This is a genomic window from Vibrio sp. CB1-5, assembly GCF_059412285.1.
Genome location: NZ_JBJHPB010000010.1, coordinates 100,548 through 125,934 on the forward strand (window position 1 = coordinate 100,548; position 25,387 = coordinate 125,934).

Annotated in this window: 20 protein-coding genes and 1 other annotated feature; of the genes, 13 read left to right on the forward strand and 7 right to left on the reverse strand. The window is 45.4% G+C overall.

Going from position 1 to position 25,387, the window contains the following annotated elements:
• Window positions 1-20: 20 nt before the first annotated feature.
• The 5 genes from ACJB0T_RS09845 to rnm all read right to left on the reverse strand — a co-directional run bounded on the left by ACJB0T_RS09845 (window position 21) and on the right by rnm (window position 9,427).
• Window positions 21-1,112, reverse strand: a complete 1,092-nt coding sequence (locus tag ACJB0T_RS09845; RefSeq protein WP_479290592.1) for a response regulator — start codon at window positions 1,110-1,112, stop codon at window positions 21-23.
• Window positions 1,113-1,257: 145 nt separating this feature from the next.
• Entirely contained in the window at window positions 1,258-6,414 is a 5,157-nt protein-coding gene (locus tag ACJB0T_RS09850) for a response regulator (protein WP_479290593.1), read from the reverse strand.
• Window positions 6,415-6,648: 234 nt separating this feature from the next.
• Entirely contained in the window at window positions 6,649-7,581 is a 933-nt protein-coding gene (gene rluB, locus ACJB0T_RS09855; RefSeq protein WP_479290594.1) for a 23S rRNA pseudouridine(2605) synthase RluB, read from the reverse strand.
• Window positions 7,582-7,719: 138 nt separating this feature from the next.
• Window positions 7,720-8,340, reverse strand: coding sequence for an L-threonylcarbamoyladenylate synthase (locus ACJB0T_RS09860; RefSeq protein WP_479290595.1), 621 nt, complete (start codon window positions 8,338-8,340; stop codon window positions 7,720-7,722).
• A gap of 190 nt (window positions 8,341-8,530) precedes the next feature.
• Entirely contained in the window at window positions 8,531-9,427 is an 897-nt protein-coding gene (gene rnm / locus ACJB0T_RS09865) for an RNase RNM (RefSeq protein ID WP_479290596.1), read from the reverse strand.
• 79 nt (window positions 9,428-9,506) lie between these two features.
• Here rnm and trpL2 point away from each other — a divergent pair, with 79 nt between their 5' ends.
• The 12 genes from trpL2 (at window position 9,507) to ACJB0T_RS09925 (ending at window position 20,227) form a co-directional block, all read left to right on the forward strand.
• Window positions 9,507-9,617, forward strand: coding sequence for a tryptophan operon leader peptide (gene trpL2 / locus ACJB0T_RS09870; protein WP_479290597.1), 111 nt, complete (start codon window positions 9,507-9,509; stop codon window positions 9,615-9,617).
• Window positions 9,564-9,666, forward strand: a sequence feature (Trp leader region). Its footprint overlaps the gene before it by 54 nt.
• A gap of 164 nt (window positions 9,667-9,830) precedes the next feature.
• Entirely contained in the window at window positions 9,831-11,396 is a 1,566-nt protein-coding gene (locus tag ACJB0T_RS09875) for an anthranilate synthase component 1 (protein WP_479290598.1), read from the forward strand.
• 5 nt (window positions 11,397-11,401) lie between these two features.
• Entirely contained in the window at window positions 11,402-12,037 is a 636-nt protein-coding gene (locus ACJB0T_RS09880) for an aminodeoxychorismate/anthranilate synthase component II (protein ID WP_479290599.1), read from the forward strand.
• 28 nt (window positions 12,038-12,065) lie between these two features.
• Window positions 12,066-13,067, forward strand: a complete 1,002-nt coding sequence (trpD, locus tag ACJB0T_RS09885) for an anthranilate phosphoribosyltransferase (protein WP_479290600.1) — start codon at window positions 12,066-12,068, stop codon at window positions 13,065-13,067.
• A gap of 25 nt (window positions 13,068-13,092) precedes the next feature.
• On the forward strand, window positions 13,093-14,457 hold the full coding sequence (trpCF, locus tag ACJB0T_RS09890) for a bifunctional indole-3-glycerol-phosphate synthase TrpC/phosphoribosylanthranilate isomerase TrpF (RefSeq protein ID WP_479290601.1): 1,365 nt from the start codon (window positions 13,093-13,095) through the stop codon (window positions 14,455-14,457).
• A gap of 106 nt (window positions 14,458-14,563) precedes the next feature.
• On the forward strand, window positions 14,564-15,754 hold the full coding sequence (gene trpB / locus ACJB0T_RS09895) for a tryptophan synthase subunit beta (RefSeq protein ID WP_479290602.1): 1,191 nt from the start codon (window positions 14,564-14,566) through the stop codon (window positions 15,752-15,754).
• A complete protein-coding gene (trpA, locus tag ACJB0T_RS09900) occupies window positions 15,754-16,572 on the forward strand; it encodes a tryptophan synthase subunit alpha (protein ID WP_112461014.1) in 819 nt (272 codons plus the stop codon). Before trpB ends, trpA begins: the two co-directional genes overlap by 1 nt.
• A 341-nt stretch (window positions 16,573-16,913) precedes the next feature.
• Entirely contained in the window at window positions 16,914-18,152 is a 1,239-nt protein-coding gene (locus ACJB0T_RS09905; RefSeq protein ID WP_479290603.1) for a dicarboxylate/amino acid:cation symporter, read from the forward strand.
• 196 nt (window positions 18,153-18,348) lie between these two features.
• On the forward strand, window positions 18,349-18,933 hold the full coding sequence (locus ACJB0T_RS09910; RefSeq protein ID WP_479290604.1) for a septation protein A: 585 nt from the start codon (window positions 18,349-18,351) through the stop codon (window positions 18,931-18,933).
• Between the two features lie 86 nt (window positions 18,934-19,019).
• Window positions 19,020-19,421, forward strand: coding sequence for an acyl-CoA thioester hydrolase YciA (yciA, locus tag ACJB0T_RS09915; RefSeq protein ID WP_112461011.1), 402 nt, complete (start codon window positions 19,020-19,022; stop codon window positions 19,419-19,421).
• Between the two features lie 84 nt (window positions 19,422-19,505).
• Window positions 19,506-19,802 (forward strand): YciI family protein, encoded by a 297-nt coding sequence (locus ACJB0T_RS09920; protein WP_112461010.1) that lies wholly within the window; start codon window positions 19,506-19,508, stop codon window positions 19,800-19,802.
• Window positions 19,803-19,819: 17 nt separating this feature from the next.
• On the forward strand, window positions 19,820-20,227 hold the full coding sequence (locus tag ACJB0T_RS09925; protein WP_479290605.1) for a GspS/AspS pilotin family protein: 408 nt from the start codon (window positions 19,820-19,822) through the stop codon (window positions 20,225-20,227).
• A gap of 83 nt (window positions 20,228-20,310) precedes the next feature.
• Here the strand turns inward: ACJB0T_RS09925 and metE are convergent, their stop codons facing one another.
• Entirely contained in the window at window positions 20,311-22,593 is a 2,283-nt protein-coding gene (gene metE / locus ACJB0T_RS09930; RefSeq protein ID WP_479292277.1) for a 5-methyltetrahydropteroyltriglutamate--homocysteine S-methyltransferase, read from the reverse strand.
• Between the two features lie 196 nt (window positions 22,594-22,789).
• Here metE and metR point away from each other — a divergent pair, with 196 nt between their 5' ends.
• Complete coding sequence (metR, locus tag ACJB0T_RS09935; protein ID WP_479290606.1) at window positions 22,790-23,701, forward strand: HTH-type transcriptional regulator MetR; 912 nt, start codon at window positions 22,790-22,792, stop codon at window positions 23,699-23,701.
• 76 nt (window positions 23,702-23,777) lie between these two features.
• Here metR and ACJB0T_RS09940 read toward each other — a convergent pair whose 3' ends face one another.
• The gene (locus ACJB0T_RS09940) at window positions 23,778-25,274 is read right to left on the reverse strand and encodes a glycosyltransferase family 39 protein (RefSeq protein WP_479290607.1); all 1,497 of its coding nucleotides are present in this window, start codon (window positions 25,272-25,274) and stop codon (window positions 23,778-23,780) included.
• Between the last annotated feature and the right edge of the window lie 113 nt (window positions 25,275-25,387).

The following is a 25,387-nucleotide window of genomic DNA, read 5'->3' on the forward strand; positions in this document are numbered from 1 at the left end:
GCCCGAACAAGATATCAAAATTAATCTTTATAACGATTAGCTATTACTCGAAATTCATCTTTAATGGCCAAAAACGTATCAACCAAAAGAGGTTCAAAGTGTGACCCACTCCCTTCACATATAATCTCCACTGCTTTCTCGTGACTAAATGCGGGTTTGTAAACTCGCTTAGAAATTAGGGCGTCATACACATCAGCAAGAGCCATAATACGCGCTGACAAAGGAATATCTTCTCCGGACAAGCCTAAAGGGTAACCTGAACCATCCCATTTTTCTTGGTGAGAATACGCTATCTCTTTTGCAAATGTTAGAAAGTTATCCGCCCTACCCAACGCCCCCTCCGCAGCAGCAATAGCGTCACGCCCATAAGTGGTGTGTTTTTTCATCTCTTCAAACTCTTCTTCCGTAAGAGATCCGGGCTTCAACAAGATATCATCACGCACACCTACCTTACCAATATCATGTAAAGGCGCAGATTTATACATTGCGGTTATAATGTCAGGTTGAAGTATGCAGTTGTACTTGGGGGTTTTCGCCAAAGCTTCAGCAAGTATTTTCACATAGGTTTGTGTTCGACGTATGTGGTTACCTGTTTCAGGATCTCTCGATTCAGCTAAAGCTCCCAACGCCACCATCGTCACATCCTGTAAATTACTCAATTGCTGAGTACGCTCTTGGACTTTCTCCTCGAGTATTTCATTCTGTCTTTCCAGTTGGTCACGAATACTCTTGAGCATTAAGTGGTTCTTAACCCTTTCTTTTAGAATGGGTGGACTGATTGGCTTGGTAATATAGTCTACCGCCCCTAATGATAGCCCTTTGGTTTCATCTTCCTCATGGGATTTTGCAGTCAAAAAAATGATAGGTATATCTTTCGTTTCTTCAGATGCTTTGAGGCGACGACAAATCTCATAACCATCAAGTCCTGGCATCATAATATCTAGCAAAATCAAGTCTGGTTTTTTTTTGTCAATAATTTTCAACGCGACTTCGCCATTTAATGCCGCTTGAACCAAATATTGACCAGATAACACCCCTTTAACGACTTCTATATTTGTCACCGTGTCATCTACTGCTAAAACTGTTGCTTGTACATCCTTGTCTATTAACACGATTCAGCCTCTCCAATCTTCCTAGCTTTAACTCTTATTTGAGTATGCAATCAACCATTTCACTCATACAAACGCTTGAATGTAGTCCTGATTTATTCTAGTACTTCCGTTGTTCGTTGACATCAAAATATTATAAAATATCCTTTCACTCAGAATGCCGACCAATAAATTTTTCTACAAGTGGACGCGCCTCCTCAAAGTCAAACCGAGATAGTGTATTAACTATCTCCTTTGCCAAAACTTCTTCTTCTTTTTCACCCATCGCAGTAATCATGTCATCGAACGTGTCAACGGCCGAACTATCGAAGTTATCTAGCTGTTCTAGTATTTTTGAGGACAGCAGTAAAAACAACTCCTTATCTTTGGAGCGACCCTCCGTAACCGAGTCATCTATAGCCAACGCCTTTGCAATAGCAGCCATAGCTTTGTCAACTAATAGTGACAAGCTATAAAACTCCGCTCTTAGGTTGTCATCTACCTCACACATTTCATTCTTCTGCTGCTCTGTAAGAGTATTCTCCAATGACTCTAGCGGAGAAACTAAGTCTATTGCGCCTATGGTAGCTGCAACCCCTTTAAGACTATGTATCGACAAAATAGCAGAGCCAATATCATTATTAGCCATTGCCAACTGAACACGAGCAACAATATCATTTTCTGTTTCGATAACACGCGATAACGTTTTTTTGTAAGCTTTAAGGTTCCCGGCCATCCGTAAAATCGCAGATGTCGTATCGAACCCTTCAACATTAAATGTTGGAGTATCGTCTAGCAGCTCTAAGTCCACCGCCACTACGTTTTCTTTTGGCGCTACCCACTGTGCAATGGTCTTAAACACCTGTTGAGGATTAATCGGCTTTGGTAAATGATCATTCATCCCCACGGACAGGCATCGTTCTCTATCACCTGACATCGCATTTGCGGTCATTGCAATAATTGGCAAATCATTATGCAACCCAACTTGTCGAATTTCTTTTGTCGCTTCATAGCCGTCTTTAACCGGCATTTGTATATCCATTAAGACCAGGTCAAACTTCATATTATTTACTTTGTCGATAGCCTCTTGTCCATTATTTGCGATGGACACATCGAGACCTGCAAAACTAAGGAGCTCGACCGCTATCTCTTGGTTTATTTGATTATCTTCTACAACTAAAACCCGAGTTCCTTTTAGGCCAGAAAGTGCTGAAAAATCTAATTTTTTTTCTTCTTCCGGTAACATAATACACGGCGCCTTGGCTTCCATAACCGTTAACATCGTATCAAGCAACGTAGAAGCACTAACAGGCTTAGTTAATGACTGCGCTATCCTCGCGCCATTGCTTTTTTCTAACATTTCATCCTTGTCATAAGCTGTCACTATGATGCATCTAGGCTTTGACACAAGTAGAGCATGTTTTTCGATTTCCAAAACAAGCTGGATCCCATCCATAGTCGGCATTTTCCAATCGACCAAAACCACTTCGTACGGCTGATTCAAGCTTTCGGCAAATACCATTTTCTCCAACGCTTCGGAGCCTGACGATGCAACATCCACTTCAAAGTGAAAACTTAGGCACATATTGAATAAAATTTGGCGAGCAGACTCACTATCATCAACAATTAATACTCTTAAACCGGCCAATTTAGCTCCCGAGAGAAGCACCTCTTCATTCTTCCCCTTTGCAATGCCAAACCAAGCAGTAAAGTAAAAAGTACTTCCCACCTCCGGTTCGCTTTCCACCCAGATTTCGCCCCCCATCATCTCACTTAGTGTTTTGCTAATGGTTAAACCTAAGCCCGTTCCACCGTACTTTCGGGTTGTAGAAGCGTCCGCTTGACTAAATGAACTAAACAGTCTTGCTATCTGTTCCTCACTCATACCAATACCAGTATCTTGTACTGAAAATTGAACCTTGACCTGGTTGTTTTTGGACTCTACGAGACTCGCTCTTACTACAACCTCTCCCTTATCAGTAAACTTCAACGCATTGTTCGTCAAATTCAACAGCACTTGGCTAAGTCTCAATGGGTCTCCGACCAACCCCGCTGGCAACTTGTGATCTACGTCTAAAAGTAACTCCAGTCCTTTCTCTTGGCTTTTGTGAGTGACGATATGCATCAAACTATCTAATGTATCACCCAATAGAAAATCGGTACTTTCTAGATCCATTTTTCCAGCTTCTATTTTCGAGAAATCTAATATGTCATTAATAATACCGAGCAAGGATTCAGCCGAAGTTTGAATCTTGGATATATAGTCAGATTGTTTCCTAGACAGTTCTGTTTGCAACGCTAGGTAACTCATACCTATTATCGCATTCATGGGTGTTCGTATTTCATGACTCATATTAGCCAAAAAGTCACTTTTAGCTTTCGTCGCTTCTTCTGCTTGCTGCTTCGCGAGTTTTAATTCTCTTTCTGCTTCTTTTCTTTGTGTTGTATCGCGGAAGATGCCCGTAATCAATGTTTCCCCAGAAACTAGCATCTTGCTAATTGAGACTTCAAGATCAATTACTTGCCCACTTCTCCTATACCCCTTTAGCTCAAGTAGCGATCTTTGTCCTGTTTCTCCTTCAGTAAGGTTGGCTTGAAATTCTGAAAAGGATTGATGTATAAGTCTAGGGAAAATATTTTCTTTACCAATAACTTCATCGGCTTGATAGCCAAAGATACGTTGGGCTGAAGGACTAAATTCTAAAATTAGCCCATGTTCATTAGCAACAACGATGCCATCTGAAGCATTATTAATAATCGTACGAGTTCTTTCAGTATTAACTTTAAGTTCAGATGTCCTTTGTGAAACCAGTGTTTCTAATTCTTCTTGGGTTCTTGTTAAGGCACGTGTCGCACGAGTACCCATCTTTAACGTAAAAATACTCGTGCCTAGCATTAATGTAAGTGAAACAATAAGTAATGACCATACCGTTAACTTTAAGGTATTAAGTAAGTCGAATGCCTCCTCTACATCCACTTCTGCAGCTATCCCTACGTTGAGCAGTTCGTCCCAAATCCAGCTTCCTACTACAGGAATACCCCGATAGTCGTTATACCCAGTAAGGTCACGCCCAGACTGCTTATTATTTATACTCTTTGCCATTAAAGTCAGAGGCCAACTACTGTCTGCATCACGTGGGTTACTCGCTAGACTTTCTCCTGGGTCTGCTATTCTTATATGCAAAGAAGAATGCTCATTTGAATCGATTAATCCGAACGCCTTAAGTTGCTTCTCAAAGCGCACATTTGACAATAACAATCCCGAGCGGTCTACTGCATACGTCTCTCCACTTCGACCTAGAAACCCAGCTGACAATATCGTTGAGAACGCCCCCTCAAAATTCACACGCTTGGTCAATATCGCAATAACTTCCTGATTTTGATTTAACACAGGAGCAGCAAAAAACATGGTTGGTGTCACTTCTTTATTTGTCAATGCAATATCAGAGCGTATTGGAGGAACAAACGTACTTTGGCCATTCAAAACTTTCGTAATTAAATCTGGCCGCTGTTGCTGAATAAGATTGATCGTACCTACATTGGAGTCTCTTCGGGATGCGAGACTTATCTTATCAGGCGAAATAATAAAAAAGCCAAACGACCCAGATAAACCTTTTCTTTGGTCAATAAACTGTCGTAGCTGTTGTTGTACTGGAGAGGAAAGTAAGGCAGATTGTGTCCGCTCAACCTTCAGCAATTCCTCGACCAAACTAACTAATTGGGGATTTTTTCCTAGCTCCTCTAAAGTCAAGAGCTCCACATTTACCCAACCAACCATCCGCTTATGCGTCGATTTTAGCAATGTATCTAAGCTGTAACTGACTGAAGCCACGCTCTGCTGTTCAGCATACCTTATCACTATCATCGCAGCGGATAGTAAAGCAAAACAAAGAACGACTTGAGTCAAGATGATCGCCCGTTTAAATCTCCTATTTCCAAACTTAACCGCTAGTTCACTATCGCTTACACCGAAAACCCGTGAAACAATTACGACAAGAAGGATCAGGATTATCCCTGCAAAAAGAACTACATACTTAAATGTATTCAGAATCGTATCGTCAAAAGGCTCGCTTTCGGTCTCTTCCTGTTCTTGATACCAATCACCTTTTGTTAAAATTAAATCTCTTAATTTTAATGAGTCCAACCCTTTTTGTAAGATAGAATGCAATATTGGCTTGCTCGAAGTAGACCAAAAGTGAATCGTCGAAGACGATACAGGGTCCTCCTCAATAGCACGTAGGCCATCGATCTTTTTCAGTGACAACCAGTCAAGAACCACACTGTCAGCATCGACTAGCGCATCAGCTTTTCCACTCAATACTGCTGCTACAGACTGTTCTATACCCGCAACCTCAAGTATGCGGATCTCTGGATAAAGTTTTTTCAACCTAGTAACCGTGGTATAACCCTCAGAGACAGCGACTGTTGCATTGGCAAAGTCGGTGGCAGTTTCAAATCTAAAGTCATCCTGTCTTACAAAAAACAACTCTTTAACCAAAAAATACGGAGAAGTGAAATCACCATACGCTTTTCTTTCTTGTGTCATATAAGCGTGCGGCATGACATCAAGCTCACCCTCTTTGAACTTGACTAACAGTTCATCCCACTGCCCCTCGATAAGAGCCACTTTTAGTCCGGTTTTTTCAACGATTTGACTAACTATTTCACCAGCAATGCCACCAATTTCATCATTGTCCTTTTTAAACAGCAAAGGGGGCCAGTTTTCAATCGCAAAAGTCACTGTATTTTCTTGAATCCACTCACGCTCTTTAGCAGTGAGGTTTAGTCCCTCTTCCTTTGTAGGATTATCTGCTCGACTTTCAACTCGACGTGCAAGCTCCCCCAGTATAGTGAGATAGCGGGTCTTATATGCGTGGTATTTATCACTATTTATCAGATGTCGTGCAACGACGAAATCACCTTCGTCGACCAGTTGGAACACGTTCATTTCTAACTCGTAGGTTAACCGGTGAACAGTTGCCAATTCGGATGCTAGTAGGTGCTCCTCTTCAATCTCGCTCATCGACAATACATCAATCAACTCGGTGAGTTTGGGCTCATATTCATTGTATCGTTGAAGCCACTTCTTATCGTTCAGCAACACGTAATTAGAGGCAGAAGACGTTAACACTTCTTCTAAATACTTAAGCTCGACGATCGTATTGGCCAACTGAGAGGAGGTAAGTTCACTTTGCTTTGCGCTGGGGCTCTCAGATGCCTCAATTGTATGAAATGGCAACGAGGTGAACATGGTTAACCCAACTAAACATATAGCGAAGCTAAGAACTCGAATCTTTTTTAATACCCACTTGGAAAAAGCCAACATAAAGCACACACCCTGTCCACTGTACATCTAAGAATAATCAACGATCGTTTTAAGACAAAACCATCATTTTAGTCTAGAAAAACATCATGCCCTTAGCTAGAGCAATTAACAGAATATATTTCAAAAGCAGTGACTTGGGCACAGTTTTAGAACGGGAAATGAGGAGCAGAGAGCGGGGTAAGTACAAAAAAGCCAGCAATTACAATCGCTGGCTTTAAGAAAATACGGTTCTGTTTATCGACGTGTTTTGCTGCGTGCGCCCTGCTCACCAGAGGACTTTTTGTTGCGGCGCTGTTGATTACTACGACCTTTTGGTGCGTTTGCACGCTCTTCGTGGCGACGTACTGCGCGACGGATTTTCTGGCTGCGAGAACGCTCACGCTGACGAGAAGTGTTCTGGCTTTGGTCTAGCATGGTCTCTTTCTCTGGACGAAGTTCAACTAGCTCACGTAGGTAGTTTACTTCTTTCAGAGTCAGTTCCATCCAACCGCCACGAGGCAGTTTCTTGTCTAGGTAGATGTCACCGTAACGAACACGCTTAAGACGGCTTACTGTTGTCTCTTGAGATTCCCATAGACGACGGACTTCGCGGTTACGGCCTTCGTTGATAACAACGTAGAAGGTGTGGTTCATACCTTCACCACCTGCGTATACCACGTCTTCGAAACGTGCCATACCGTCTTCAAGCTCGACACCGTTTACCACGTTGCGAACTTTCTGCTCGTTAACGTCACCGAAAACGCGAACTAGGTATTCACGCTCAACTTGGCGGCTTGGGTGCATTAGGCGGTTAGCCAGCTCACCATCCGTCGTAAACAGAAGTAGACCTGATGTGTTGGCATCAAGACGGCCAACAGAAATCCAACGTGAGCCGCGGATTTTTGGCAAACGATCGAATACAGTACGACGGCCTTCAGGATCGTGACGTGTACATAGCTCGCCCTCTGGCTTGTAATAGGCCAGAACTCGACAAACCACTTCTTCTTGTGCTTTGGCAGAAACAGTATGACCATCGATACGGATGACCGCATTTTCGTCTTCCAGACGCTCACCCAGTCTTGCTACCTGACCATTCACACTCACGCGCCCTGTCTTAATCAGGGTTTCAAGTTCACGACGAGAACCGTGGCCTGCGCGAGCAAGCACTTTTTGTAATTTTTCGCTCATTTACCTACCTATAATGTCGTCTTCACAGACGTCGAAACCAGATAATGCGACCTAAAATCGCGGTCGCGTATTATCGCAAAGAAACCTGATTCACGCACCAAGTTTCTTCATAAATTTAGTAAGAAAACATTCAATACGCTACTCGAATGGTTCAGGGTCACCCGCACCAACACGTAGAACTTTTGCTTCGTCATCACTAAAGTCAATCACAGTCGTTGGTTGCTCACCCAAATAACCGCCATTCAAGATACAATCTACCGCATGCTCTAGCTTGTCACGAATATCCTCAGGATCCGATTCCGTAACGTCGTTACCAGGTAAAATTAACGACGTTGACATCAATGGCTCACCCAGCGCCTCTAGTAAATCCAGAGCAATTTGATTGTTTGGAACACGAATACCAATCGTCTTACGTTTTGGATTCATCAAACGACGCGGTACTTCTTTTGTACCCTTGAAGATAAAGGTGTATGGCCCAGGCGTATTGTTCTTTAGCAGGCGGAATGCGGTGTTATCAACACGTGCGTAAAGAGACAATTCAGACAAGTCACGACACAACAGAGTAAAGTTATGTTTGTCATCAAGGCGACGAATTTGACAAATGCGCTCTAACGCTTGTTTGTTTTCTAGCTGACAGCCTAGTGCGTAACCAGAATCAGTTGGATAGATAATGACACCACCGTTACGAATAATAGCAACGGCCTGAGTGATCAAGCGTGCCTGCGGGTTGTCCGGGTGTACATAAAAAAATTGGCTCATTGTTATTCCTTCAAACTTAAGGACGCTCTCGGGACGACCTTCCCTGTCGTTCGACTTCAAGAGCTGTCGCTTTGATACGATAATAAATCAATAGAGAGTGCAGTTAAAATACTCAACGCAAGGTCGACTTGTTTCAAGGTCGATTTGTTTCAAGGTCAACATGCTTCAAGGTCTAGTGATATCGGCTTCGTTATTCTTTTTCAACATTTTCAGCACCACTCTCAATTGTAGTGGTCGTCAGCGAAGTTGCTGTCTTTAGTGGTAGGCGATCCCATACCGGTTCTACACCCGATGGTAACCATAGGTTTCTACCTAACTCCATCCAAGGGGAAGGATAGTGGAAATCTGACCCTTGTGAAGCTAATAGATTGTATTGTATCGCATAATCTGCGAGGTTGCGCCTTTCTTGTTGACTTTGTTGTGGCTGAGCCACTTCCATAGCATCGCCATTGGCTTCGACAAATGCTGCCAGTAGACGCTTTAACCACTTAGCCGTTAACTGATAACGGCCCGGATGCGCCAGCACTGCTAACCCACCCGCTTGATGAATCGCATTTACCGCTTCCGACATCGTGCACCAGTTTGGTGGCACATAGCCGGTGTTATTACGAGTCATAAACTTCTTGAACACCTGCTGCATGTTTTTCGCGTAACCGTTATCCACTAGCCATTTGGCAAAGTGAGCACGTGTTATCGGCGCATCACCCGCGATCGCTTTGACTTCCTCAAGCAAACCTTCTCGAGTCGCTTTTTCTAATCGGTGAGCGATGAGCTCGGAACGCTCTACTCTTCTAGCTTGCTGAGCACGAATCAACGCGTTCAACTCTGAGGAGTCATTGTCCACTCCAAGCCCGACAATATGAATATCTTTATTCTGCCAAACCGTCGAGATTTCGATACCGTTCACCAACTCAATTGGCAGTGACTGCTCTTCAATGAGCTGATGAGCGGTAGGCAATGCATCTAAGGTATCGTGGTCGGTAATCGCCAATACTTTCACGTCAAAGCTTATGGCTCTGTCCAAGAGCTCAGCAACCGATAATCGGCCATCAGAGGCGGTTGTGTGACTGTGTAAATCTATCTTCATTTTTTCACATTTTCGGTTGACTTTCATATCACGAACTAGTTAACTAGTACGCAGATACAGATTTTGAGATTAGTCACGTATGTTACTCGATATTCAACCATTCAAAAAACCTTTAAACCTTGGGGTTAATGCTCTAGTAGGTTGGTGGCGCACTTGGACACAATCCGAGTGGGCTTTTTTACGTGCATAATCAAACCCGAATTTGATTAAAGCCCACTCAATCGAGTGGGCTTTTTTGTTTTTCGATTCATCTGACAAAGAATTCAATTTAAACGATTATTTTAGCAACAATTTGGGTACATTGAGCGTTGGGCAAACGTTTTAATTGTGCGACTATAGCTTAATGACCGCTAGGTGAACCAAGATTGTTGCAACAGCAGATTCAAGATTAAAAGGAGCTTTTGTGAATAAAGCCATTAGCATCAATAAACAGGGTCGATTGGAAGTCCTTTCTCTCCAAGTGCCATATGCGCAAGACCCAACCAGACTGTTTCACACCCTGTGTGAAAATAAAACCGATAGTCTGCTACTTGAGTCTGCAGAGATCGACTCAAAACAAGACCTACAGAGCCTACTTATCGTTGATTCTGCCGTTCGTATCGTTTGTGAAGGTCACAAAGTACGCTATGAAGCGCTAACCACAAACGGTGTCAATCTTCTCAACATCATCGCTCAGAACATTGCTGATGAAATCGAACACACGTTAACAGACAAAGAGCTCGTCGTTCAGTTTGAGATGCCAGATGACACGCTAGATGAAGACTCTCGACTTCGTGAAGCCTCCTCTTTTGATGCGCTGCGTCTTGTTCAACACAGCTTTGACCTAAGCGGTTTAGACAAGAACGCCATTTTCATGGGCGGTCTATTTGCTTACGACATCGTTGCGAACTTTGAGCCACTGGGCAATGCAAACCAAGCGAACCAGTGTCCTGACTTTGTATTCTATGTTGCTGAAAGTCTGCTGGTCGTCGACCACCAAAAAGAGTCTTGCGACCTACAAACCACACTGTTTAACCACGATGATGCTGAGCTTGCTCGTATTCGTGGCCGAATCACAGAGATTAGCCAGCAATGTGAGAACCTGAAAATGGTACCCGCAGCAACCAAAGTCGCTGGCATTGCAGAAGAAGTGAGTATTTCAGACGAAGACTTCTGCCAAATTGTTTGCGACCTTAAAGAATACGTCGTTCGCGGCGACATCTTCCAAGTAGTCCCTTCTCGCCGTTTTACCCTTCCGTGCCCTTCTCCACTCGCAGCATACAAAGAACTTAAGCAAAGCAATCCAAGCCCTTATATGTTCTACATGCAAGATGAGCTGTTTACTCTATTTGGTGCGTCTCCAGAAAGTGCACTGAAATACGGAAAAGATTCTAACCAGATCGAGATCTACCCGATCGCCGGTACACGCCGTCGCGGTAAAAACCCAGATGGCAGCATCAACAAAGATCTCGATAGCCGTATCGAGCTTGAACTACGCAGCGACATGAAAGAGAACGCCGAGCACATGATGCTGGTTGACCTAGCACGTAATGACGTGGCTCGTATTGCAGAGCCAGGCTCTCGTCATGTGGCAGATCTCTTGAAAACAGACCGTTATAGTCACGTGATGCACTTAGTATCGCGCGTCGTCGGTCAGCTTCGTGGTGACCTAGATGCGCTGCACGGCTACCAAGCTTGTATGAACATGGGCACGCTCACCGGCGCACCTAAGATTCGTGCTATGCAGCTGATTCGCCAATTCGAAGGCCAAACTCGGGGCAGTTACGGCGGCGCGGTTGGCTACATGAACGGCGCGGGTGATTTAGATACCTGTATCGTCATCCGCTCAGCGTACGTTGAAGACGGTATTGCTCAAGTTCAAGCGGGTGCTGGTGTGGTATTTGATTCTGACCCTCAATCCGAAGCGGATGAAACTCGTGGTAAGGCGCAAGCCGTTATTTCAGCAATCAAAACGGCGCATAAGGGGTAATCACGATGTCTAATAATCCAAAGTCAGTGACCAACACACTCGCCAATATTGTTTTTGTCGATAACTTTGACTCGTTCACCTACAACCTAGTGGATCAATTCCGAAGCCTAGGTCATAACGTTAAGATTTATCGCAACCACATTGCTGCAGAAAAAATCGCGAAAGCAGTACTCGAGCTTGATAACCCTGTGGTCGTACTTTCGCCGGGTCCTGGTGCACCTTCAGAAGCGGGTTGTATGCCAGCGCTGATTAAAACATTGCGTGGCAAAGTACCCATGATCGGTATTTGCCTAGGCCATCAAGCGATTGTAGAAGCGTACGGTGGTGTGGTTGCTGGCGCGGGCGAAATCATCCACGGAAAAGTGTCGATGATGGCGCATGACAATCATGCTATTTATCAAGGCCTACCTTCACCGCTAGCAATAGCACGTTATCACTCACTGGTGGCAACGAAAGTACCTGACTCACTAGAAGTGACCGCTCAGGTTGATGGTCTAGTGATGTCGGTCGCGAACGAACAAGATCGTATCTGCGGCTTCCAGTTCCACCCTGAGTCTATTATGACTACCTACGGTGCGACACTACTGAGCAATGCCATCGCTTGGGCGACAGAAAAATCTAACGAAACCAAATCGGCTTAAAAATTCAAACAACTAAGGAATCGTAATTATGGAAAACATCATCAACAAACTTTACGACCAACTGGATCTGACTCAAGAAGAGAGCCAGTCGTTGTTTGACACCATTATCAAAGGTGAGCTAGACCCTATCTTAATGTCTGCGGCCCTTACAGCATTGAAAATCAAAGGCGAAACGCCGGACGAAATTGCAGGTGCTGCAAAAGCGCTACTTGCTAACGCCAACCCATTTCCTCGCCCAGATTATGACTTCGCCGACATAGTAGGCACAGGTGGCGACGGTGCCAATACCATCAACATCTCTACCACAGCTGCGTTTGTGGCAGCGGCATGCGGGCTGAAAGTGGCAAAACACGGTAACCGTGGCGTGTCGAGCAAATCTGGCTCTTCCGACCTACTGGATTCATTTGGTATCGACTTGGCTATGTCGGCGGAAGATACTCGCGGCGCCGTGGATGAAATTGGCGTTGCTTTCCTATTTGCACCGCAATATCACGGTGGTGTACGCCATGCGATGCCAGTGCGTCAAACGATGAAGACTCGTACGATCTTTAACATCTTAGGCCCTCTTATCAACCCTGCTCGGCCAAACATCGAATTGATGGGTGTTTATGATGCAAAACTGGTTCGTCCTATTGCAGAAACCATGCTACAAATGGGTATGAAGCGCGCTGCTGTGGTTCACGGTAGTGGCTTGGATGAGGTCGCTATTCACGGTGAAACTCTGGTAGCAGAAATTCAAGATGGCAAAATCACAGAATACACGCTAACGCCTGCAGACTTTGGTTTAGAGTCTTACCCGCTAGAAACTATCAAGGGCGGGGAACCAGAAGAAAATCGTGCGATCATCACTAATATGCTAACGGGTAAAGGAACGGATGCGCAGTTAGGCGCTGTTGCGGTAAACGTTGCGCTTCTAATGAAACTATTTGGTCACGAAGACCTCAAAGCCAATGCAGCGCAAGCCATCGATGCAATGAACTCAGGTAAAGCTTACGAGCTGGTTCAAAAGCTGGCGGCACACGGCAAGTAACTCGGCGAATTAACAGGAAAAGACAATGGAAACAGTATTAGCAAAAATCGTCGATGATAAGAAAATTTGGGTTGAGGAGCGCAAGCAAGCTCAGCCACTAGAGAGTTTTAAAGCGGATCTCGTTCCATCAGACCGCAGCTTCTATGGAGCGCTTTCGACAGGCAAAACCGCGTTTATTTTAGAATGCAAAAAAGCATCACCATCAAAAGGTTTGATCCGTGATGACTTTGACCTAGATTACATTGCCTCGGTCTACAATAACCACGCAAGCGCAATTTCTGTGCTAACGGATGAGAAATACTTCCAAGGTAACTTCGACTTCCTGCCTCAAGTACGCGGCCAAGTTAAGCAACCAGTACTGTGTAAAGACTTCATGATTGATACCTATCAAGTGTATCTCGCTCGTCATTACAACGCAGATGCTATTTTGCTCATGCTGTCAGTGCTTAACGATGACGAATACCGCGAGCTAGCAGAAGTCGCGGAGTCTCTTGAGCTAGGTATTTTGACCGAAGTGAGCAACGAAGATGAGCTTGAGCGTGCGATTGCGCTTGGCGCGAAGGTCGTTGGTATCAACAACCGTAACCTTCGTGACCTATCGGTTAACCTAGATCGCACTAAAGAGTTGGCACCGAAACTACCTGAAGACACCATCATCATTTCGGAGTCGGGTATCTATAACCACCAGCAGGTTCGTGACCTTTGCCACTATGCGAACGGCTTCCTGATCGGCAGCTCGCTCATGGCGGAAGACAACCTTGAACTGGCAGTACGTAAAGTTCTGCTGGGAGAAAACAAAGTATGTGGTCTCACTCATGCTGATGACGCGGCGAAAGCTTATCAAGCGGGCGCGGTAAAAGGCGGACTGATCTTTGTTGAAAAGTCGCCTCGCTTTGTTGATGCCGAATCTGCGCGTATGGTAATGAGCGGAGCACCTCTTGAGTTTGTGGGTGTGTTCCAAAACCACAACCCAGAATTTGTTGCTAACACGGCTAACGAGCTAAAACTGTCGGCCGTTCAGCTTCACGGTGATGAAGATCAAGCCTACATAGATACGCTGACTCCACTTCTAAATGATGACGTAAAAATCTGGAAAGCGCATGGTGTGACCGATGCCATTCCAGACCTAACTGCAATTAAGGCAGACCGCCATCTATTGGATGCCAAAGTTGGCGAGCAATCAGGCGGCACAGGTCAAAGCTTTGACTGGCAATTGATGAACAACACAAGCGATGTGATGTTGGCAGGCGGTTTGTCTCCAGACAATATCAAGCAAGCCAGTACACTTGGCTGCATCGGACTAGACTTAAACTCAGGCGTTGAGTCAGCACCGGGCAAGAAAGACGCTGAGAAGCTAAACCAAGCATTCGCGTTAATCAGAGACTACTAACTGTCAGATCAACGGCAAAAGTAAACAAAGAGAATTATTAAAACTTGCTCGACAACGAACGTGCGTTTGCATGGACTCGAGCAAGTGGATTATTGAGGAATTAACCATGTCTAAATTAGATGCCTACTTTGGCGAATACGGTGGACAGTTCGTACCACAAATTCTAGTGCCAGCCTTAGATCAGCTAGAGCAAGCCTTCATCGACGCACAAGACGATCCAGAGTTTCAATCTGAGTTTATGGCGCTATTGCAAGAATATGCAGGCCGTCCAACTGCGCTAACGCTGACTCGCAACCTAACAAAAGGCACCAAAACCAAGCTGTACCTAAAGCGTGAAGACCTACTTCATGGCGGTGCGCACAAGACTAACCAAGTACTTGGTCAAGCTCTGCTTGCTAAGCGCATGGGTAAAAAAGAGATCATCGCCGAAACTGGTGCTGGTCAGCACGGCGTAGCAACCGCTCTTGCGTGTGCTCTACTTGACCTTAAGTGTCGCGTTTACATGGGTGCGAAAGACGTTGAACGTCAGAGCCCTAACGTGTTCCGTATGCGTTTAATGGGTGCAGAAGTGATTCCTGTACACTCAGGTTCTTCAACACTAAAAGACGCGTGTAACGAAGCGCTACGCGACTGGTCTGCAAGCTACGAAGACGCCCACTACCTACTTGGTACTGCGGCAGGTCCTCACCCATTCCCAACCATCGTACGTGAATTCCAACGCATGATTGGTGAAGAGACTAAAAACCAAGTATTGGCTCGTGAAGGCAAACTGCCAGACGCCGTTATTGCTTGTGTGGGTGGTGGCTCTAACGCTATCGGCATGTTTGCAGACTTTATCGAAGAAGAATCAGTGCGCCTAATTGGTGTTGAACCCGCAGGTCTAGGTATCGATACCGACCAGCACGGTGCACCGCTTAAACACGGCACAACGGGCATCTTCTTTGGTATGAAAGCGCCATTGATGCAAGACCCCAACGGTCAAATTGAAGAGTCTTACTCAGTATCTGCAGGTCTAGACTTCCCATCTGTGGGCCCTCAACACGCCCACCTAAATGCGACAGGCCGTGCTGAATATGGTGCGATTACCGATGATGAAGCACTGGATGCATTCCAAGAGCTAGCGAAGCATGAAGGTATTATCCCTGCGCTAGAATCTTCTCACGCCCTAGCTTACGCACTTAAGATGGCTCGTGAGAACCCAGAAAAAGAACAACTACTTGTCGTCAACCTATCAGGTCGCGGTGACAAAGATATCTTTACTGTACACGATATTTTGAAAGACAAAGGAGTAATGTAATGAGCCTGAATCAAGACCGTTATAAAGAGATGTTCGCTCGCCTAGGTGAGAAGAACCAAGGCGCATTCGTTCCTTTCGTCACTATGGGTGATCCAAGCCCTGAGCTATCGCTACAGATCATGGAAACCTTGATTGAATCTGGTGCAGACGCACTTGAACTTGGCATGCCATTCTCAGACCCTCAGGCAGATGGTCCAACGATTCAGGGCGCAAACATCCGTGCATTGGACGCGAAAACAACGCCAACGATCTGCTTCGATATGCTAGCAAAGATTCGTGAAAAGCACCCTGAAACGCCAATCGGCTTGCTAATGTATGCCAACCTAGTTTACTCAAAAGGCGTTGATGCGTTTTACAAACAATGTGCAGATGTCGGTGTAGACTCAGTGCTGATCGCTGACGTTCCTACCAACGAAAGTAAAGAGTTTGTCGAAGCAGCACACAAACACGGTGTACACCCAATCTTCATCGCACCACCAACGGCAAGCGAAGAGACAATTGAGCAAGTAGCGAAGCTTGGCGGTGGTTATACCTACCTACTTTCTCGTGCGGGTGTAACCGGTACTGAGACCAAGGCGAATATGCCAATGAACACTCAGCTAGACAAACTAAACAAGTATGATGCACCGCCGTCACTACTAGGGTTTGGTATTTCTGAACCAGAGCAAGTAAAACAAGCGCTCGATGCAGGAGCAGCAGGCGCAATTTCCGGCTCTGCTGTGGTAAAAATCATCGAAAATAACCTTGATGCACCAGAAACCATGCTTAGCGAACTGTCTCAGTTTGTTAAATCAATGAAGGCTGCAACACAGCGTTAATTGTCAAAATCCCGCTCTGATAGGTTGCACTTCGCGTGCAACTTTTTTTTAACATTTCGTTCTGTTCGCCTCCCTAAAAATCATTCCCCAACAAAAAACTCGACCGAAAATCATTCTCAAAGCCAATAGCAAACGTTTGCCTTCGGGTATTCGTTCACCATTCATTCGGTTTTTTCGCGCTTTTTCTCATGATTTCGGTTTCTGATGTTGCGCAAAGTGCTAAATAAGTGTAAAAATTGCCGCCGAAGATTAGTCTGATATTTGCCGTTCAAATAGAAGGCCATACTAGGAATTGATAAATAATTAGCACAGGAGTTAAGGAAGTGTTAAAAGAAAAGTTGATGCTAAATAACATTGGCGTCCAAGTCGTGATTGCAATGATCCTCGGTACCTTCATCGGTGCCATGATGGGTGAATCTGCTTCTATGTTTGCTCCACTGGGTACTATCTTCATCAATCTAATCAAGATGTTAGTAATCCCTCTGGTTGCCGTTGCTCTGATCTCAGGTGCAGCTGGTCTTGGTAACAGCAGCAATGCAGGTAAAGTTGGCGTAACAACGCTCGCTTACTTCGGTCTAACGTCAGCACTTGCAGTGGCACTTGCTCTGATTATGGGCGAAGTATTCCAACCAGGTGTAAACATCGATACCGCAGGTATCGAAGGCATGTTCTCAGCTGAGTACGCTTCAAAAGGTGAACTACCCACTTTCTGGGCTACCGTTACTGGTATGATCCCAACCAACGTTTTCCAATCGCTAAATGAAGCCAACATCCTTCAGATCCTAGTGTTCTGTCTGTTCTTCGGTATCGGTCTATCAAAGCTTGAGTCTACTCGCCGCGATCCACTACTTAACGGTGTAAACGCGATCGTTGACATTATGGTATGGATGATCAACAAGGTAATGATCATCGCGCCAATTGGTGTATTTGGTCTTATGGCAGAAGCGGTAGGCACATTCGGTTTTGGCGCGCTAATGGTCGTGTTCAAGCTGTTCGTAGTTTACATCGCTGCGATCCTAATTTTCGGTTTCGTTGCTTACCCACTGATGATTCAACTCTTCACTAAGACCTCTGCGAAGAAGTTCATCAGCGCAATGAAAAAGCCGCAGGCAGTAGCCCTTTCAACAGCTTCTTCTATGGCGACGCTGCCTGTCACAATGGACACCGTAGAAAAAGAGCTAGGCGTTAAAAACTCAACGGCATCGTTTGTTCTGCCGCTAGGTGCAACAATCAACATGTCTGGTAACGCTATCTACTACGGCCTAGTTGCTATCTTCTTTGCGCAACTGTTCAACATTGACCTTTCAATGGGTGCATACATTGCGATCATCGTAACGTCTACCTTGGGCGCTGTTGGTCAAGCGGGTGTTCCAGGTCCTTCATTCCTTGTTGTTGCAGTACTGCTTGCAGCAGGTATTCCAATTGAAGGTCTACCACTACTGTTCGCTCTTGACCGTATCTTCGACATGATCCGTACTGCTCTAAACATCACGGGTGATGCTGCGTGTGCGGTTATCGTAGATGCATTGGTTGAAGAAGAAGCTGAGCAAGAAGCGCAGCTTAAAAAACAGCAAGCCTAATATAACACTCAATACCAAAACGGGTTGCCACCAATAGGGGCAGCCCGTTTTTTATTGTTTCTTTGCAAACATTGATGCCCAAATGAATTACAACACTGAAAACTGTGTTCTTGTTTACAAGAGATGACTGCCGTTTGCTCTTAAACGGGTTTTGGTTACACTAGCGACTCAATTTATAAAAAGGTCTTACTGAGCTATGAAACAGCTGCTCGATTTCATCCCTCTGATTATTTTCTTCGTTCTGTACAAAATGCAGGATATCTACGTCGCCACCGGAGCACTGATCATCGCCACCGCAGTGCAAGTTGCAGTGACCTATTGGCTATACAAAGCTGTCGAGAAGATGCAGTTGATTACCTTTGCAATGGTCGCTATTTTTGGTGGTATGACCTTGTTCTTCCACGATGACAACTTCATTAAGTGGAAAGTCACCATTGTTTACGCGCTGTTTGCAATTGCACTTGCCGTCACTCATGCCATGGGCCGTGGTTTGATCAAAGGCATGCTGGGCAAAGAGATCACGCTACCAGAGCGAGTTTGGGCTAAAGTTAACTTTGCATGGGTGGGCTTCTTCTCTTTCTGTGCTGGCCTCAATATCTACGTGGCCTACGCATTGCCCCTTGATGTTTGGGTCAACTTCAAGGTGTTTGGGTTATTAGCTGCAACTTTGCTCTTTACTGTATTTACTGGCATCTATATCTACAAACACATGCCAAAAGAGACATCGGACGAAGAGCAAGACAAAGCCTCCAAAAATGAGAACCAAGATCATACACCTTGATCACCAGCGGATCTTTTGTATACTCCGCGAACGATTAAGAATCAGCGACCTACGGGTCGCTGTGCTGTTTCTGGAAGACAATAAACATGACGAATACAACATCAAACACTCCTAAAGGCCAGTTAATCATTCGCACACTAGCAATGCCTGAAAACACCAACGCCAATGGCGATATTTTCGGTGGTTGGATCATGTCTCAACTCGACTTAGCGGGCGGTATTCTTGCCAAAGAGATTTCTCACGGTCGTATCGTTACTGTCTCTGTATCGAGTATTACGTTTAAGCACCCAGTTAAAGTCGGTGACGTGGTTTGCTGTTACGGTGAATGTACCAAAATTGGTAATACTTCTATGTCCATTAATTTGGATGTGTGGGTGAAACCTGTCAGTGTTGAAGGTGTTGGCGAACGGTATCAAGTCTGTGACGCAACATTTAACTACGTAGCAATTGATGCAAATGGGCGCCCACGTCCAATTAATCCAAATTAAGCGATCGCTAACGATGACTTTTCACTAAAAAAATGACATCTTATAGAGCGAATTAAGTTACTGAACTATTTGAAGGATACAAATATGTGGTACGTTATTTTTTCTCAAGATGTCGAGAACTCGCTAGAAAAGCGTCTGAGTGTACGCCCACAGCACCTAGAAAGACTTCAAGCACTTAGAGATGAAGGTCGACTATTGACCGCAGGTCCTATGCCTGCCATTGATAGCGATAATCCAGGTGAAGCTGGGTTTACAGGGTCCACCGTCATTGCAGAGTTTGACTCACTAGACGCTGCGCAAGCATGGGCAGATGCGGATCCATACATTGAAGCTGGCGTTTATGAGAACGTAATCGTCAAGCCATTCAAAAAAGTATTCTAAAAGCGATAAATAGCATAATGAAAAAAAAAATAAGTTGGCTAGCAATCGCTGCGCTTACGGCGTTGGCTGGTTGTTCAAGTAGTGGCGACGACGAACGCCGTAAACTCGAGCTGTTGGCGCAAAGCCGCGCCAGCGTGATTTCTTCTGGGTTGCCGATTGAACAAGGTCCGCTCTCAATTATGAAAGCATCGGCAAGCAAAGGCATTGTTGAGATCATGATGATTTATAACACCGATGCCAAAGGCGCTTTGCCGTTAGATCAAGTTTTGCGTAACAGCATGAACTACTACTGTACTGATCGTGAAGTGAAAGCCAACCTAGAGCTTGGACTGGGCTATCGCATTATGATCCGTAACGCTCGCGGTCAGTTAATGATCGACCAAATTGTCAATCAGCAGTATTGTCAAAAGCCGCTACCACAGTAGCCAAACGATCATAATCAATTGACGATCAAAACAAAGAGGCTTGCATTAACAAGCCTCTTTTTCATTCTACAATCTACACCCTATCACAATAAACGCTCTCGCAAGTTCTTCGCCGCTTGTACCAAGTTCGTTAGCGACGCTTCTGTCTCTTCCCAGTTACGCGTTTTAAGGCCGCAATCTGGGTTAACCCAAAGTCTCTCAACCGGGATACGTTTCGCGGCTTTTTCAATTAACTGTTCAATCCACTCAACTTTCGGAATGTTTGGCGAGTGAATATCGTACACACCAGGACCAATCTCATTCGGATAGTTAAACTCTTCAAATGCGTTCAACAGCTCCATGTTAGAGCGAGATGTCTCAATCGTAATCACATCAGCATCCAATTCCGCCACCGACTCGATAATCTCGTTAAACTCGCTGTAACACATATGAGTGTGAATCTGGGTTTCCGGCCTTGCACTCGCCGCTGAAACTTTAAACGCTTTCACCGCCCAATCTAAGTACTCTTTATGGTCACATTTTTTCAATGGCAGACCTTCACGAATCGCAGGCTCATCAATTTGAATGATATTGATGTTTGCTTGTTGCAGCGCATCTACTTCATCTTGCAGCGCAAACGCCAGTTGATTAGCGATGGTCTCACGAGAGACATCTTCACGCGGGAAGGTCCAGCACAGAATGGTCACAGGTCCGGTCAACATGCCCTTCATCGGTTTGTCTGTCAGTGATTGCGCATAAGTAGACCAGTCCACAGTAATTGACTTATCACGCTCAATATCGGCGACAACAATGGCCGGTTTAACGCAGCGCGAGCCATAGCTTTGTACCCAACCAAATTCCGTGGTTTGGAAACCCGATAAGTTCTCAGCAAAGTATTCCACCATGTCGTTACGTTCTGCTTCTCCGTGTACTAGCACGTCCAGACCCGTCGCTTCTTGGCGTTTCACGGTATCTTTGATGAAGCCTTTCATTAGAGATTCATACTCCGCGACACTGATATCACCACGCTTGAAAGCAGCGCGGCTTTTTCGCACTTCAGCCGTCTGTGGGAACGAGCCGATCGTCGTCGTTGGGAGATTAGGTAACTTCAGTACTTCGTGTTGATGATGTGCACGCTCTGCATACGGAGCGCTGCGGTCGCTATTGGTAGAAGCAAGCGTCGCGACACGGCTTTGAACATGGGGCTTGTTCACCCAAGTCGAACGAGCACGGTCTAAGATAGGTTGACTATATTGAGCGCAGTGCTCTATCGCTTGTTTATCACCATCCAGTGCTTTCGCAAGCCATGAAACTTCGGACACCTTTTGCTTAGCGAACGAGAACCAGTTTTCAGTACCTTGCGGCAGCTTAGTTTCCAGCTCGACATTCACTGGACTGTGGAGCAGCGAACATGAAGACGCAACCCAAAGGCGCTCACCCAACTTGGCTTTGATAGGCTTTAGCGTTTGTAAAGCACTATGCAGATTTGCACGCCAAACATTACGGCCGTTAACGATCCCCGCTGACAGCACCCAATCATTTGGCAGATGGTTGACCACTTCATCCAATTGATTTTGTGCGGCAACGACATCAACATGTAACCCGTCCACCTCAAGTTCTACAATGGTATCCAACGAGTCAACTACAGAGTCAAAATACGTCGCAAGCAGCACTTTGACATCACTGCGAATCACTTGATACGCCAACTTAAAGCTGTCCAACCACGTTTTTTCAAGCTCAAGTGCTAAGATAGGTTCATCCACTTGTACCCACTCGATGCCGAGTTTTTCAAATTTAGCGAAGATTGCCTGGTAGGCAGTCAATACTCGTGGCAATAGCGACAAGCGATCAAAGCCTTGCTCTACTTCTTTACCCAAATAAAGGTAACTGAGCGGACCAAGCAGTACCGGCTTCACTTTATGGCCTTGCTGCTGCGCTTCATTAATTTCATCGAAAAGCTGAGTCCAGCTCACTTTAAACTGATCGTCCGAGGAAAACTCCGGAACAATATAGTGGTAATTGGTGTTAAACCACTTAGTCATATCTGAAGCGGCTTCGCCCGCACATCCACAATCGGTTTGAGACTGACCTCGGCCAATACGAAATAGCGTGTCTAGGTCTGGGAAACCGTTATTGTGTCGCTTTGGCACATGACCCAAAAGAAGACTGGTGCCAAGTACATGGTCATACCATGCAAAGTCACCGACGGTTACATAGTCGAGGCCATCTTGATTTTGGCGTTCCCAGTTTTGTTTACGGATTTTTGCGGCGACCAGCTTTAAGCCTTGCTGGTCAAGTTCGCCACGCCAATACTGTTCTAAAGCAAATTTCAGTTCACGCTTTTCACCGATACGCGGGTAACCAAGGATATGAGTTGCTGTCATGATGTTGTCCTTTTTATTCATTAGCAGTCTGGATGGCTAAAGAATCACCCAGCAAAGCAATATGAACAATCGCAATTCATTCACGAGGAATATGAATCTTTCTCATGCGATTAGAAAACGCCATTTAGACGTCTAGACGTTTACTTATACTCAAAAGCACGGTAAGTTAATGGAAAGGGATTAAGGATGAGGGATTTTCATGATAGAATTTAAACACTTAAAAACACTGGCATCACTGCGCGATACCGGCTCACTAACCGCGACTGCAACCTCGCTGCACTTGACGCAATCTGCGCTCTCACACCAACTGAAAGATCTCGAAGCTCGTATTGGTTCACCGCTATTCATTCGCAAAACTCGACCAGTGAAGTTCACCTCTGAAGGCGAGATCCTACTTAATCTCGCTAACGACGTTCTACCACGTATCGCCCAAGCCGAAGGCGACTTAGCCGGACTTAAGGAAGACGTCAATGGTCGCCTCCATATGGCTATCGACTGTCACTCCTGCTTTCAGTGGTTAATGCCAGCTCTGAAAGAGTATCAACTTGCTTGGCCACATGTAGAGCTGGATTTCTCCTCAGGCTTTGGTTTTGAACCAATTCCAGCTCTTGTAGGCGGAGAGCTGGATTTGGTGATTACGTCAGACATTCAACCACGCTCAGAAATCCACTACGAGCCCCTATTCGACTTCGAAATGCGCCTTGTTACCTCAATCTCCCACCCTTTAGCCGGAAAAGATCATATCGAGCCAAGCGATCTAGCCGACCAAACCCTTCTGACTTATCCAGTACAAAAGCAGCGATTAGATGTGGTTAAACACTTCCTTACGCCAGCAGGCATCGAGCCAAATAAGTGGAAACAAGCGGACAACACTCTAATGCTGGTACAAATGGTCTCTGCCGGTCTCGGCGTCGCCGCTTTACCAAACTGGGCAGTCAGTGAGTTCTCTCGCCAAGGCTTAATCACTAGCAAACCATTAGGTGAAGGACTATGGCGCAGACTGTTTGCCGCCGTTCGCAATGGAGAAAAGGATAAACATTATCTGCAAGCATTTTTTCGTACCGCAAGAGCGCAATGTACGCAGCATTTGGATGGGATTAAAGTGGCCTGATGGTTGGGGGTTGGTTCTAGATCAGGCGATACGCAGTAAGCCTTTTAGCACCTACCGTCGCATTGCCTAAACTTAATCACTCTTTCGGAGCAATCATCCCCAAACAAATCTGCTGTATCGGTTCTTGAGGGGAGTCTTGATAAGCAATCTGCTTAGTCACTGAGATTTCAAACTGTGGCCATTCGTCAGTAAAGCGCTTGAACATCTGGCCTTCACAGGTCGCACCTACATGACTAAGTAGCAACACACCTTGTGATTCAATCTTTTCCGCAGTGATATGACGGTTGTAAACATTCGGTAGTGTTTCGTTGCTCCAGCGGTTTGACATTTCTGGGTGCGGTGCGATGTAGAATGTCATCCATTCTGAGATCTCCGCGCCGCCCACCAGCTTAAGTGGTTTGTCAGTGTTCTCGTACCAGAATGTTTCTGCATCATGCGCTAGTACTTTAACGCCCTCGAAACTCTGACCTGCATTGCGTACATTGAACACCATAACCGAGCTGTAGCCGACGATCATCAACAGCGCCATACTAACTAACACTTTGTATGCACGTGACAGTTTACCAATCACATCTTTGGCTAAAAACGCAACCAATACCGCAGGCGCAGGCATAAAGAATGGGTGTAACCATTCAACGAGCCGGCCGCCTTTATGGAACGTAAACCACGCCATAATTACCACCAACGGCGCCAACAAAACAAATGTAGTCAGCCAAACTTTTTCCGGCACCTGCTTCGTAAAGCGCAGACCACGTTTTCCAAGCAAACCTGCAAGTAAAATCAACGGGTAGAAAACCGATAGAAGCGCTAGCCAACTGCCCGGGCTAAGTTGAGCCGAGACTTGACCACTCACCCATTTCACCGAAGAGAAATTGTTAGCAAACATCCAAAAGAAGTTTGGCGTAACCAAAGCGAGAAAAGCCGCAATACCAATATAGAAATTACGATCGCTCCAGTTACGACGCACACTCGGTACTGCCAAACTTAAAATAAAGATCATCGCGACAGGTGCAAACGTGGTGTATTTCGCCATCGCAGAGCAGCCCGCCAAAATACCAAAAGGGATCCACCATTTTGTATCTTCGTAGACAGCCTTCACAAACATCAGCAGTAACCAAGACCAAGAGCCGAGCAGCAGATAGTTATCATTGTAAGGAATAGCATCGAAGTTGATGACCCCTGACAAGTTCAATGTCAGCAAACCAAGCCAAGCTAACGCGATTGAATCCGTTAGCTTATACGCCAAACGGTAGCAACCCAGCATACCAATAGCTACCACACTAAAATGGCCCACATACCAAAATGCCGATGCAAACTCTGTAGAAGAAGAAATCAACAAAATACGCGCGACAAAACCCACAAACCATGGGTTATTCGGACTGCCCCACTCTCCATTGCTGGCCCAGTTCAACGCCTCAACAGCATCATAAGGGACTGTGGGATCAAGGTGATAAGAAACCAACGACCACGCCACAGCGTAGACAAAACACCAAATCAACGCCGCGCGATGTGAGCGAGCGACATCAGTTGGAGTGTTTGGGGATTGATCGAAATAAAGAATAGTAGACAGCATAGACGCCCTTGGATTCAGTTAATTTCAGGGGTTTGGCGGCAGACTTTACTTAGGATAAGCGTATGAGAAAAGTAAACTAGGTCAATTCTCTGTAAATTCCCGAGCAATCCATA